Genomic DNA, 13,352 nt, shown 5'->3' on the forward strand with positions numbered 1-13,352 from the left:
CTGGATGTGGAAAGCGGGTTCCGGGGGTTCTGGCGCAAATAGGCTCGGGGGAATGGGTTAAAGTTGCGAGCTTGACGAACTGGTGGCCGGTGATGAGCAAACGGAAAGGTCTGGAGGGGTTGTTCGATGGACGGCATTTTGATCGGGAGATCATTGTTCTGTGCGTGCGCTGGTACCTTCGCTACAAGCTCAGCCTGCGCGATCTCGTTGAGATGATGGCCGAACGGGGACTGTCGCTGGCGCGCACCACGATCATGCGCTGGGTGAAGCGTTTCACACCGGAGTTCGTGAAGCGCTGGAATCGTTTTGCGATACCGTCAGGTCGGTCATGGCGTGTTGACGAGACCTATCTGAAGATTCGCGGCAAATGGGTTTATCTGTACCGGGCGGTGGATCGGGCCGGCCAGACGGTGGACTTCACGCTCAGGGCAAAGCGCGACGTGGCTGCGGCAAAAGCCTTTTTCAGCAAGGCAATCCAGCATCAGGGCCAGCCACCGGAGACGATCACGCTCGATGGGTATGCGGCCTCGCACCGGGCCGTGCGGGAGATGATCGCTGACGGTCTGCTGCCTGAGGAAACGAAGGTCCGGTCCTCGAGGTACCTGAACAATCTGATCGAACAGGACCATCTAGAGATAGGCGTGAAATCGGCCGAAAGTGGCGCAGTACGGGTTCGCACAGTCGTCCACGAAGATATGCGCCCGGCATCTGTCTCGTTCCGCTGTACGACCGGAGGCACGCTTGCCGCAGGTCGCTCGAGGGTCAATTGTCCGGCTCGCAGACGACCGTGAATTTGCTGAGCAGCGACGGGCCAAATGTATTGCTGATTGCGACGTCGGCAGCATCGCGGCCACGCGCCATTAGAATTCGTCCCGTGCGCGGCGCATTGTTCCGCGGGTCGAAAGTCTCCCAGCCGTTGCCTAGATACGCCTCGAACCATGCGCAGAAATCCATCGGCGCATAGGGAGGTGGGAGACCCACATCGCTGATATAACCCGTGCAGTAGCGCGCGGGAATGTTCATCGCGCGGCACATCGCGACCGCAAGGTGTGCGTAGTCGCGGCAGACGCCCGCACCGTCCTGCCACGTCTGCCACGCTGTTTTCGTTGGGCGTGCGCAGTTGTAGTCAAAGCGGACATGGTTGTGCACGAAGTCGCAAATCGCCTGCACGCGACTGCGCCCGAGCGGCGTGTGCCCGAAGATCTGCCACGCGGACTCGGAGAGCAGATCGGTCTCACAGTAACGGCTGCCGAGCAGGAACATCATGCATTCGTCGGGGAGTTCTTCGATCGTATGTTGATATCCATTGGAGCCTGGTACTTCGTGATTCGGCGGCACCTCGAATACACCGCGCGCCGACAGCGTCAGTACGCCGGGCGGAGCCGTCAGGCGCGTGCAGAGGTTGCCGAACACATCCTGATACTGCCGTAATGGAACCCACGGCTGGGTGTTGATGTGATCCGGAACGAGCATGTCCTGTGCACGGGAATAATGCGTGTTCAGCATCAGGAGCATCGGCGTCGGTTGCGGACACTCATACACCAGTTCATAACCCACGCGCAGTCTCATTCCATCACCCTTACCGGCGGCGCTGCGGCGCCTGACTGACGCCTCGACGAGAGCAAGCGCAACGACCGTTCCCGGCGCGGCCTGCGCAACGCGGTAGACGCCGCGCCAGTGACTAACCCTTCTGCGCGCGGGCATCGGTCGTGCGAATGGAGAGTCAGGTCGGCCGGATTTACAATGCCGAATGGCGCGTGACATTCAAGGGCCCCGAACATGCCCGCTAGCGATACTGGGTCCAACTCTTCTCGTCTTGATGACGGCGGGCAGCAACAGGCAGCGCACGCCTCCCCCCGCGCGCTGGTGATCCATGAGGTGGTCAGGGAAGAAGGTGAGGCCGTCACGGAACGGCCGGCGCGCTGATCGTGCCCACGCTTGCCGCAGGAGAGGGCACTCCCTGGAGCTTCACACGCTTTTACGTACCCGAGGCGTTTGACGCCGGCTATCGCCTGGTGAGCGACGCCCGCCAGTTATGGCAGACGTTCGAGGCTGCACATCACAAGGCGAGCTTACCTGGCAACCTCGACCTGCCGATGGAGTCGTTCGTCCGCGCCGTCGAGATTGTCCTCAAGGAAAGCGAGATCAAGGATGCGCCCGGTTACTGCCCGGAGCCAGCTTTGTGGACCCACGCCGTACAGCACTGCGGCTATATCCAGTCCCGCCATGCTACCGGACGCGTGCTCGCAACAGCGTAGCTGTGAAGCGCTCGAGGCAGTGCGCTTCCCTATTCTGACATTTGACGAATGGCAGCCCGGGAGGCCGCCGGGCTGCAGGTTCAATCCTGATTGGCTCATGCCGGGCGAATCCCTTGTCTCGATGCTGTGGAAATTTGCCTGCGCCAACGCACTGTCAGGCGATGTGCTGATGCGCCTGATGTGCCCCGACGCTGATCCACTCGAAGGAGTGATCCCTCTACGAAGCGCGATCGATCTCAACGAACTTCGCCGACTGCTGCGACTACCTGTGAACGTGTTGCGCACATCGTTGCTCGGCAGGACGCCGGGCGATCGGTACCACGCGTCTTTCAGGTATTGCCGGCAGTGCGCGGCTCACGGCTACCATAGTGTGCTGCATCAGCTTGCGGAGGAACATCGCTGTGCGGTCCATCGGCAAAGACTCCGGACGCGATGTCCGCAGTGTCGCCGGCAAAGTCCGTTCATGATCAACAGCAGCGTGATCGAAGCGCCATTCCGTTGCGTCTGGTGTCGTTCACATTTCTGCTATGGGCGCCTCCCGGTCCGTTCGACGACGCCGGCGATGCGACGGCAGGACCGCCTCGCGATCCAGGAGCGAATGCTTCTACGACTAGGTAGTGATGCCCCGGGTGTGTCGAACGGGTAATGGCCGCATTTCGGTGCCGTCTGCCGGTAAGGCAGACTGCCCCCTCTTTTGACAAACAGTTTGTGGCGAAGCCAGAGGAAGGGGTTTGTCGCGAATGACGGTTAGTTGCACTTTTAGGGCGCCGACGCGAGGTGACAGATTTAATGACGCAATAGAGACAGATTTAATACGTTCTACGCCGGTCGACCTTGGGCCCATAGACATCGTAGCGATGCGTCCCATAAGGGCGCACATCGTCGATAGCACGGACGAATCGCAGGTTGACCATCGCCGCCCTCAGTCTTCCGACACAATTACCCAGTTGTAGTACAAAAACGGAAGACACGACTCGGCCAGTGGCCCGGCGGGGGCCGCGCCGGTTCAGCGCTGGGAGAACATGACCGGGTGGAGCATGCTCAGCGGACCTCCGCTTGATGCCAAAGCCAGTAACGGGTCCAATCCGTCTCGTAGCAATTGATACGTTTTACGTTCCAATCAATACAAACTATGTGTTGAGCTCAATGAGTCGCCTGCTGCAGACGAAAAATGTGCTCGCGAAACGCGTCTCGCCGGCGGCACCCGCGTATTTTCGTGAAACATTCCCTTTTAAATTGCCGGAAGTCCATACCACACATGGACTTCCGGGCGAGGCCAGTTCAACGCCGGATGTTTCACGGTCGTCTTGCCTCCCTGCGCCAATAACAGACCGTCGCAAAGCTCGAATGCAGGACTCGCAGCATGGCCATCATCGAAGTTTCCAACATTCAGTTCAGTAGTCCGAAGATTCCAACTTTCACTTCTCCGAGGTCGGAACTGAATCTGGAAGCGGTCGGGCGGCGGAGGCCGAGAATTCAAGGAATTGCGTTTCCGGCGGTGCTATCACTTTTGCTTCACTCGACGTTCTCCCATCTGTCGTTCCGGCCGACCGGCACCCTGCTCGGCTTCGCGGAGGTCGGCAACGTCAGCCCCTTCAAGGTCTGGTGTGCGCTCGGCGCGGTACTTGTGTACGCCTTTACCCGCTACCGATTCGACCCGGCGACCACCGAGGCCTGGTCTGCCGTGGGCGACGAGCTGTACGGGTTCGTGGCGGAGGAGATCCGCGATGTTGCGCAACGCGAGGTCACCCGCTATCTCATGGGCGGCCCCAAGCCAGAGTGGATCCACGGTATCGAGGGGATGACGAATCGAATCGACAGCGTGCCGAAGAAGTGGGGGGAAGAAGGTGAAGGCAAACGTCTCGCCCGGGTGAACGTGGAGGTACTAATGACTGAACGCGGGATTGACAATCTGCCCCTCAGGCGGCCAAAGCTGCAGCAGGGTCAGATCGTCTTCGAGTATTTTGCTTACTGGAAGCCATCGGGAGGCGCACTGGGCCGCAGCGAACTCGTCTGCCTGTAGCTGTTGGGTGACTGGGCGCACCTATGGTTGCACCTCAGGGTTTTTCTGCTCCGGACACCCCATTCGAAGGTGCGGTCGACGTCATGGCGCCCTTCGTCCTGTCTGGCGGTGCATTCTTTGTCTGCCTCTACAAGATCGGTTTTTATTTCGCGAAATGAACACCCTCTTCGCAAACCCGCAGTTCCGGCCAGCACCGAGGCTGGAAGATCATGAACGGCCCCGACATCCGCACGTTTCCGGCCGGTGCGCCGTTTGACCGGCTGGCCACGGCGCTACTCGCCCTGCTCGACAGCGCCCGTCCCGCCGACCAGCAGGGCGACCGGCTGGCCGACTGGAAGTCGGCGCGCGGCGAATGCCACGACAACGCCGACAGCTGGGTCGCGCTCTACCCGGAGAGGCGCGCGGTGCGCGGCTGGCGGCACGAGGACTTCAACGGCGTCACACACAAACTTGTCGCGCATTCGGTCATCCGCACCGGTGCCGGGCTGGTTGACGTGACGCTGCCGTCCACCGAACCGGTCCGGCCGTTCATCGAGCACCCGCGGGCAGTCTGCGGGTTTTTTGCGGTGCTGTGCCGGAAGGCCTTGACTATCCCGCCCACGAAATCAGGGTCGAATTCGCCGCCCTCGCCGACGCGCTCGAGGCGAATCGGGATTGCACACCGGACGAGCCCGTCGACGGAGACTGCCGGTGAACGGGCCCGCCCTGCCCTTGCCCGCACCCGTGACGGCTACCCCGCCGCGCTGCATAACCTTGTGGTCCCGCGCGAGCGGGCCAGCGCTGACGGACGGCGCGCAGACCGTTAGTTGCGTCGTGCGCGTGACCCTAGCTGGCTCTGGAGTCTCCCGATGACCGCAGTGGACGGTTCTGAGCTGGACACCGTCGCCGCGGCCCGCGGGCTGACGTCAGCTGTCGCCCAACGCACGACCGGCTCCAGAGTCCGATCCTGCTGCCGGACCTGTCCGCCGAGGACGTCGTCGGCCGCTGGCTCGCGGCCAAGGCGACCGGTCGCGGGCGGCTGGCCACGACCACGCTCGCGCAGTACCGCACCGAGGCGGAGCGCCTCTTCTGGTATGCGCGGCAGACCGGCACACCCATCTCGAGCTGGGGGCTGGACGAGTTTTCCCCCTACATCGGCTTCCTGCAGGCGCCGGCCCCGTGGGCGATGCGCAAGCCTGGCGGACGGCGCGGCTCACCCGACTGGCGACCTTTTCTCCGACCACTCAGCGACCGCTCGGCCGGTCAGACCCAGAAAATCGTCACATCGCTGTTCGACTGGCTGCGCGACGTCGGCTACCTGCAACTGAATCCGGCCACCGGGCTGCCGAAGGTCGGCCGGCGCGAGCCGGAAAAGCAGGCGCGTTTCCTGTCGCCGGACGACACGGCGCTGCTGCGCGAGACGATTGCCGCCCGCCCGGGCGCCGAGTCCGGCCGCGAGGCGCGCCTGACGAATGCGCGCGACCTGTTCGCGGTGGACCTGTTTGAGCGGACCGGCCTGCGCACCACCGAGGTGGTCCAATGCCGGATGGGCCATGTACGCATCGAACCGGTGCCGCAGGCACTGCGCCGCGAGTTTCCGGACGCCCCGCCCTTCCAGTGGCTGCTGCGCGTCGAGCGCGGCAAGGGCGGCAAGGCCCGCTGGGTGCCATGCGACGAGATTTCACTTTCGCTGCAAGCCTACCGGATCGCGTTTGGCCTGCACCTGTGCCGCAGCCGGACGAAGACCTGCCGCTACTGCTGTCGGTGCGACGCTCCCGCTGGGGTGAACTCAAGGGCATCCGCAGCCGCACTGCGATCTGGAAACTGGTCACCGGGCTGTGCAGCGAGGCACTCGCCTACGCCCGCGCTCACGGCCGGCGCGTCGATGCCGACCGGTTTGAACGCGCGTCCACGCACTGGCTGCGCCATACCTACGCCAAAGGGCTCGCGCAGGCGGTCCGCGATGGTCTGGACGCCTCTGCGGCGCTCGAGAACATGGGCCACAGTGATCTGCGTACCTTTCGCCAGTACGTCGACGACGAACCACTGAGACGCGCGCTGGCGACGCAACTGGCCCGTACACGCGTGGCACGCTAACGTTCGGAGCGTTTGCGACTGCCGGGTGCCGTCGCGCCGATCAAGGTCTCCTCATCGCGATGATCAGCGCGGCGAACACGGCTGGCACGCAGGGCAGTCACGAACTGTCATTTCCTGGGTGCCCTCGCCGATCACGATCCGGCGCGCACCGCTTCCGTCGAAGAAACCGTCCCCCGCGCAACTGGCTAGTGCGCTGAAAACCGCGGAAGCTTCCCGCTGCTGGCGCCTCGCCTGTTGGGCAGCAATCTGCCCGGCCTGTACCTGATGACTGAAATCGGCCGTGCTTCGAGAGGAAGTTGATTGGCGTATAGACCCTGTGTGAGGTGAGCCGTCAGGTAGCGGCGGCGGCGAGAGGAAGTGGGGGAGTTCTAACGCGATGCCACTTGAGCACGCCGAGATATAGACACGTCGCCAAACGATCACGCCTCTGTGGACCACACAGGCGAGGGACGCAATTGCAAGAGGAAATACCGTGACATGGAACAACATCAGGAAGATGGTCGCGCGTTCCGCGGCAATACTAGTCACATTGGCGACCCCTGCGGTCTGGTTCGCCTCGACCGTAGGGGCTGCCGTGAACCGAGGTTTCGTCCGTCAAAAGGTACAAGAGCACCGGACGTGCATGTTGTAACGGATGTTCGCACTGGTGCATCTTCTCGTATCTGACGCCTGTTATTAGAGCTAGTTTTGCTTAACAAGCAGCGATTTTTCAGGCCGAAGGTGAACAGGGATGCTTACTTGCCGCTGCGATGAATGCTTGTCGCGGGCTTTGGGTCTGGCACGAAGAGCGTCTGAGTTCCAGTCTTTTCGCATTCAAATTGACAGGCTGTGGCGCCAGCGCTGACTTCCGTGCCACGCTGCTCTGTAGCAGCTTAGCTCCTGCCTATCTGATTCCATCGGATGGGTGTCTAGAGTCTAGACATGTTCACACCTCGTCCACCTCCATCGTCGCTTCGGGAGCCGTGAACTGCTGAGATTTCGACCGCGATTCTCCTGCGTGTCTAGACTCTAGACGGGCATCGAGGTGGCCGCATGAAGCCGCTAACCGCTGCCCGATCTCGTGTCTAGAGTCTAGACACGCATGCTCTGGGAAGGACAGCGACCCAGCCGGCGGTGTGTCTAGACTCTAGACACTTTAGGAACGGCTGGACGAAAAAAAAGCCCGCGCAAGGCGGGCGAAGTTAGGGATGAAACGCTCCTCAGTTCACTTTAGGCTGAGCGTGGAACATCTGGCTGATAAGCTCCCGAATCTGCGTCTCCTGCACGTCGGTGAGTACACCGGCCTTGATTTTCACCGTAATACCGCTGATGTCCTTGGTAATGGATCCCGCGTGTTCCTTGCCAGCAAAGAACTTATCGATGCTCCGCTCGTTTGCGGAATTCGTCGCGGTCGTTCGACGCGTTGCCAGCGCCTTAATCGCCGCTGCCACCTTCCCTTGGTCTATATCTCCCTTCACAACGAGCGGCCAGAGTTCCATTGCTGCGTTCATACCGTCTTCGCCGTGCTTCTTGATTGCCGCAACAATCGCTTGGGCAGCAGTCCCGCCAAGCAGCCGCGGCTGGATATCGAGGTCCTTCCTGATGAAGTCCGGCAGATTTTCAAACGAGAGGAACTGGTAGAGCCCGCTGCGGGACATACCCAATGCCTCGGCCATCCGCTTACGGCCAGGGAATTCCTTCTCCGTCTGCCTCATGGACATGGCAACTTCATAGTCGGACAAGTCGTCACGACTAACATTTTCCACGAGGGCTAGCACAGCCATGTCTTCGTCGGAGCACTCCACAACGACAGCCTTGATGGCATCGAGCCCCACCATCTTATGTGCGCGCCACCGACGTTCGCCAGCTACAATCTGATAGATATCATCAGCGCGGCGGACCACGATGGGCTGCATAAGCCCAACTTCACGAATGGACTCGGCCAGTTCCGACAGCTTTGCCTCGTTGAATACTCTCCGCGGCTGCCAAGGGTTCGGTACGATGTCGGACACAGACAATTGCGACGCGGCACCAGTGGACTCCAGCTCTTGGACACGCAGTTGCGCTACTGCAAGCGCACCCGCAAGGCCTGGCGCCGTCTGCGTTCGGTTGCTACGCTTGACCTCATCTTCCTTGATTGATGAGGTCGTCCGGATGCTGGCCGTCTTGGCCAGCAGCTGCTCTCGCATGTTGCTCATTGCGCGTTCCTCCATTTTTCTGCATAGATTTCGTCCACCCAACGGCAGTAATCAACCAGGGGCTGTCGTACACGCTGCAACGACTTAGCCGCGCTATGGGTACTGCTTACGTCGAATACCGTTGAAAATGCCAGAGCTCCTGTGCTCATCACCGAACTAGCCGGCACTTCTATCGAATGCAGCCAGCTCTCGTATGCGCTCTGTGCCCATGCGCGCACGATAGGTGCGGACGAAGTGCGCCCGTAATCGACCCTCGAAAGCATCAGCGAAATAAAGTCGTATTTCTTGTCCTGCTCATACTTGATGAAGCTCTTGGATACGTCTGAGAACAGTCGCCAGAACGACAGAGAGCTAATGAAGTCCAGATTTTCGGGAACCATCGGCATAACCATGGCATCCGCCGCCAGCAGTGCATTAAGGTTGAGGTACGACAGCGAAGGCGAGGTATCCATGAGGATGTAGTCGTAGCGCTTGCGTAGTGGCTCAAGACCTTGCCGAAGCACCGTCCAGAACCGGAAGCCTGGCCTCATCTTCTGCATCGCCGGCAGATGGAACTCCGCACCAATCAATTCGGTGTGCGCCGGAATCACGTCAAGTCCATCCCAGTAAGTCGACTGAACCCTTGTTTCAAGGCCACCTTCGACTTCCTGGTCGTAGATATACGGCAACACGGTGTCGTCCGGCGTCACATCCTTTTCCGCGTACAAGCCGCATAGTTCGGAAAGCGAGGCCTGAGGGTCGAGGTCGATGACAAGCACCTTGCGCCCGCGCAACGTCAGCCCTTGTGCGAGGCACATAGTTGTGGTTGTCTTTGCCGAGCCACCCTTCAATTGGGCCGTTATGACGATTTTCCCTTCCGGTTCACGCGTTCCCGTAACAAGTGGAGTCTGATAGATGTCGGAGACTTTCTGGACCCAAAGGCGTGCTTCCTCCAGCGTGAATGTGCGGGTCCGGCCGGTACCGGCAGCAGTACCTGCCGGCAACTCTCCGTCGCTCTTGGTTGCGAGGTATTGGACCTGGGAATGAGAGATGTTGCACATCTCAGCAATTTCCCCTGTTTTGAAAACAGGAGCAGCTTTTCGCGGGCGGGGTGCAAGAATGGTGTTACGCAGCTCATCCGTGAAAATTGAGACCTTTTCAGCGAACTGGCTAATCTGCTCAAGAGGGACCGTTCGGTCTACAGCAGGAAGTTGGCTCGTTTTCACCATTCTGAGGTTTATCCGTAAATTTCGATGAACCTCAGAATACATGAAATACATGAAAATTACTCTATAAACGACTGTTTTTATGAAGAGTTTCTGAAAAACCACGCGTCATTGCTCGTTTCCGATTGACTGGAGTGCGGCCGACAAGCGTAGAGGAGGCACTTCCTGCTCTTCCGGACCGCTGTCACCCCGCCGTATTGTCGCCGATAGGGCACTGTAGTTCGCGAGCCGTTGGCCAGATGGTCGTTCAAGGTGAGGTCGTTTGTGCTAATTCTGAAAGCACTATTGCCACGCAATTCGCCCTTTGCACAAAAGTACGGTACATGGTGAGATTCATTGTGCTGTGAACACATCGGCGCGTTACAAGCTTTCTCACTCAGCACAATTGACCTCACCTTCCTCTCCAATTTTCACCGACCCGCACGAGCAGAGGTTTTTATACTGGTGTCTGTGCGCGAGCTTGCACAAAGAACCTCACCTTCAAACGGATGCTTCTTTGCGGATCGAAAACGTGTTTCTATTGAAACGGAACAGGAACTGGAGCAACACTGCTGCTCCGCACAATCAACATCACGTCAAGTGACGCTCGCCAAGTTGCCTCCTGGCAACGGGTTGGTTTGTTTTTTCAAAAATCAAACAACCCAACAAACCAACAGAGGCGTGCGACTTTGTTTATTTTCATACGCTTAGCCTTCAAAAGGTGAGGTTCGTTGTGACAAAGGTGAGGTCAGATGTGCACGAAGGTGAGTTTCGTTGTGTGGCCAAGGTGAGGCCGGTTCCACACGAAGGTGAGGTCAGATGTGCGAGATTCGCTCGCGAGTACCAAGGTGAGGTTGGCTGTGCATAGTGGCGCAGGAGCTAACTCCAATCGCACGGGATAAAGGTTTGAGGGGAAATACGGGTTCATCGTGGTGAGGTTGGTTGTGCTGGGGTGAGGTTCATTGTGCATGGCAGATGAGCGTAGCCTGCAGACAGCCAGTGCGACCGGATGATGGTGAGGTTGTATGTGTTGACAGCTCACCCACGAATGCTACATTTCCGAAAGCGAAAATGAAGAGCGAATGAGAATATGGCGGCGGAGGACAATCCGGAAGAAGGCAAGTCGAAGGTGACACCGCGACAGATGGCGCTCGCGCTGTTCGAGGACATGTTCGATTTGGGCTTGCCCATCAGCGAAGCCAATCGTGAAATCGGATACCAGCGCAACAACTTCTTCACCCAGGTCGTTAACATGGGGCTGCCGGCGCGGCGCTTTCTTGACGCCGCGTATTTCATTGTCGCCCAGGAGCAGGAAGCACGAGACCAGTACGATGTTGAGCTGAACTACTTCAAGTGGTTGATGCGCTATGACAGCCGCAATCTCAAGCACTTGCGCACTATCGCGGAAGAAGCGCAAGACGCGAAAATCCAGGTTACCGATACACCGATCGATCGGGATCCCAACGAAAACGATCTGTGGGTATCAGTCCAGTTGATGGGCATGGTCGGCTTCCACAGGGGGCGCATTCGATTCGACGTGCACCCTCGGCTGGTTCCGCAAATCCGTGACCCAAAAAAATCCCACTGGTTGAGCCTGCGCATATCAACGGCTTTTACACGCAGCCTAGCGCGCGCGATCTATGACCAGGTCCTCCCCAGTGTCCCAAATGGCCGAACGGAATGGATACCGCTTGAAGACATGCGAAACTGGCCTGGCAGAATGGGAGCGAACGCGGCCATCTTCAAATACTTCAAGCGCGACTGGCTAGAACCGGCTGTGCGTGAGATCAATGAGGTGTCGGACATCGAGCTGTCATATGAGACTAGGACCGAGTCCAGCACGTCGAGGAAAATCGACCGCATAAGGTTCCTCCTCAAGCGCAAGGATACCGCCGACGCTGCGCTGGCTAGCTTGGCTGACGCCAGTCACCTGTACAAAATTCTCAAAGAAGAATTCAACCTTTCTACCAAGCAGTTCAGCGACATTTCCGAGAACCGCGAAGTCTGGACCGATGCGCACATCCAGCAGGCTGTCGAATACACGCGATTCAAGCTCAATCGTGGACAGATAAAAAAGAGTCCCGCCGGCTACCTGATGCGGGCCCTGCGCGATAACTGGAAGATGTCTGAAGCCGAGCGGACGATGGTCGAGGTTCAGGCGAAGCTACTTACCGAAGAGACTGAAGCGGAGGTCGTGAAAACCGAAATCCAGAGTTCGGTCGCACGCAGCATGGCGTCCCGCGAAGAAGAAGTCCGCGCACGCATGAACGAGGAGTCGCGTAAGGGCCGCGAACACTTCAACGCGGCGGACGCCAAAACCCGCAAAGAACTGGTCCGCGCATGGATTGCATCGAGGGAGGGCAAGCTCATGCTGCGTCGTATGAAGCTCGAGGCCGCAACTGTAGAGGAGGGGGACATCGTCGCGAATACGGAACTGGTTTGGTACTTGGGGCAATTCGTATTCGGGCGCTTGAATTCTTCTCGCGTATCGGCGTGAATGTCAACATGACCAACTGTGCGTTTTCCAAGCGGTTCGCTGTCGCTATTTTTGAATCGCCGGCGGCCTTAGGATTATCTGGAGTTAAGGGGTCCGTCCTGTTTGCGCGGATGCACAGCCGTACGGTAGGGTGGCGTTACCGGCGCCCGCGGTCCGCGGGAACCGCCTCATGAACGCTCGACAGAGATAGACGATGAATAATCAGGAACTGATTGATACGGTCGCTGCGGCGACGGAGGCGACCGGCGCGCGTATCGACGCGGCAACCACAGCAGTGGCAAGTGGCGCAACCGTGCAAGTGATCGGTTTCGGTTCGTTCTCGAGTGGTGAGCACGCCCCACGCGTGGGCCGCAGCGCGGCATCCAGCAAAGCAATCCAGATTCCAGTTGTGAAGACGGCCAGCAAGGTGTTCACGCAGACGGTGAACGCGTCATGACGAAGTCTGATATCGCGCCAGCCGTTTATGCGGGCCTACAACGTGAAATTGCCGACGTGGTGGAGTCAACGCGCGAAGCATCGGCCCGCAGTATCAACGCGATGATGACTGCAACCTATTGGGAGATCGGCCGGCGCATCGTGGAATTCGAGCAGGGCGGGGAGGGCCGGGCCGCTTACGGCGAAGCACTGATCAAGCGACTCGGCGCCGATCTGTCCGAGCGATTCGGACGAGGCTTCGGCTGGCGCAACCTTTCGCAGATGCGCGCGTTTTATCTCAGCAGGCCGGCCGAGCAGATTTTGCAGACGCTGTCTGCAAAATCCCCGTCCCCCAAAATTGTGCAGACACCGTCTGCAATTTCTGCCGCACGACACCCTTCCGGATCACCTGCGCGGAACTCACCTGACCTGCATACCGTGGCACAGGCGTTTCCCTTGCCCTGGTCTGCCTACGTGGGCCTGCTGTCGCTCAGAAATCCCGCAGCGCTTCGGCTGGTCAGTGCGGCAGCTCGACCGGCAGATCGGCAGCCAGTTCTACGAGCGCGTCGCCCTCTCGCACAACAAGGCGGCGATGCTGTTGATTTGCACGGAATCCTGACCCACCCTACGCAGTAGTTTGCATCGAATATTGACCCACGTAGAACACTGACCTGCTCGGCAACGGGCAGGGGAACGGAGTGATCGACGTGGCTATATTGAGCA

At 59.3% G+C, this 13,352-nt stretch carries 9 protein-coding genes and 2 pseudogenes; 8 read left to right on the top strand and 3 right to left on the bottom strand.

Going from position 1 to position 13,352, the window contains the following annotated elements:
• Positions 1 to 92 precede the first annotated feature (92 nt).
• Positions 93 to 791, top strand: a complete 699-nt coding sequence (locus FSO04_RS35800) for an IS6 family transposase (RefSeq protein ID WP_233465095.1) — start codon at positions 93 to 95, stop codon at positions 789 to 791.
• Here the strand turns inward: FSO04_RS35800 and FSO04_RS35805 are convergent.
• A complete protein-coding gene (locus tag FSO04_RS35805) occupies positions 763 to 1,569 on the bottom strand; it encodes a transglutaminase-like domain-containing protein (protein ID WP_154566231.1) in 807 nt (268 codons plus the stop codon). The genes FSO04_RS35800 and FSO04_RS35805 overlap by 29 nt on opposite strands.
• A 380-nt stretch (positions 1,570 to 1,949) precedes the next feature.
• Between FSO04_RS35805 and FSO04_RS35810 the strand changes: the two are divergent.
• The 4 genes and pseudogenes from FSO04_RS35810 to FSO04_RS46555 form a co-directional block, all read left to right on the top strand.
• A pseudogene (locus FSO04_RS35810) lies at positions 1,950 to 2,258 on the top strand (ATP-binding protein); the annotation flags it as partial.
• A gap of 1,363 nt (positions 2,259 to 3,621) precedes the next feature.
• Positions 3,622 to 4,281 carry a hypothetical protein gene (locus tag FSO04_RS35815; RefSeq protein ID WP_154566232.1) on the top strand — a complete coding sequence of 220 codons (660 nt, stop codon included), beginning with the start codon at positions 3,622 to 3,624 and terminating at the stop codon, positions 4,279 to 4,281.
• Positions 4,282 to 4,490: 209 nt separating this feature from the next.
• The gene (locus FSO04_RS35820) at positions 4,491 to 5,087 is read left to right on the top strand and encodes a hypothetical protein (protein ID WP_154566233.1); all 597 of its coding nucleotides are present in this window, start codon (positions 4,491 to 4,493) and stop codon (positions 5,085 to 5,087) included.
• Between the two features lie 359 nt (positions 5,088 to 5,446).
• Positions 5,447 to 6,310: a site-specific integrase gene (locus FSO04_RS46555; protein ID WP_166618317.1), complete on the top strand. Its 864-nt coding sequence runs from the start codon at positions 5,447 to 5,449 to the stop codon at positions 6,308 to 6,310.
• A 1,246-nt stretch (positions 6,311 to 7,556) separates the two neighbouring features.
• Here the strand turns inward: FSO04_RS46555 and FSO04_RS35835 are convergent.
• Both FSO04_RS35835 and FSO04_RS35840 read right to left on the bottom strand, forming a co-directional pair.
• On the bottom strand, positions 7,557 to 8,534 hold the full coding sequence (locus FSO04_RS35835) for a ParB/RepB/Spo0J family partition protein (protein WP_154566236.1): 978 nt from the start codon (positions 8,532 to 8,534) through the stop codon (positions 7,557 to 7,559).
• Complete coding sequence (locus FSO04_RS35840; RefSeq protein WP_166618318.1) at positions 8,531 to 9,742, bottom strand: ParA family protein; 1,212 nt, start codon at positions 9,740 to 9,742, stop codon at positions 8,531 to 8,533. Before FSO04_RS35840 ends, FSO04_RS35835 begins: the two co-directional genes overlap by 4 nt.
• Before the next feature lie 1,066 nt (positions 9,743 to 10,808).
• On the opposite strand from FSO04_RS35840, the gene FSO04_RS35845 reads away from it, so the two are divergent.
• The 3 genes and pseudogenes from FSO04_RS35845 to FSO04_RS35855 all read left to right on the top strand — a co-directional run.
• A complete protein-coding gene (locus FSO04_RS35845; RefSeq protein ID WP_154566237.1) occupies positions 10,809 to 12,215 on the top strand; it encodes a replication initiation protein in 1,407 nt (468 codons plus the stop codon).
• A 193-nt stretch (positions 12,216 to 12,408) separates the two neighbouring features.
• Positions 12,409 to 12,651, top strand: coding sequence for an HU family DNA-binding protein (locus tag FSO04_RS35850; RefSeq protein ID WP_154566238.1), 243 nt, complete (start codon positions 12,409 to 12,411; stop codon positions 12,649 to 12,651).
• Positions 12,648 to 13,227, top strand: a pseudogene (locus FSO04_RS35855) (DUF1016 N-terminal domain-containing protein); the annotation flags it as partial. The gene FSO04_RS35850 and the pseudogene FSO04_RS35855, both read left to right, overlap by 4 nt.
• Between the last annotated feature and the right edge of the window lie 125 nt (positions 13,228 to 13,352).

This window comes from Paraburkholderia madseniana (genome assembly GCF_009690905.1).
Lineage (GTDB): Bacteria > Pseudomonadota > Gammaproteobacteria > Burkholderiales > Burkholderiaceae > Paraburkholderia > Paraburkholderia madseniana.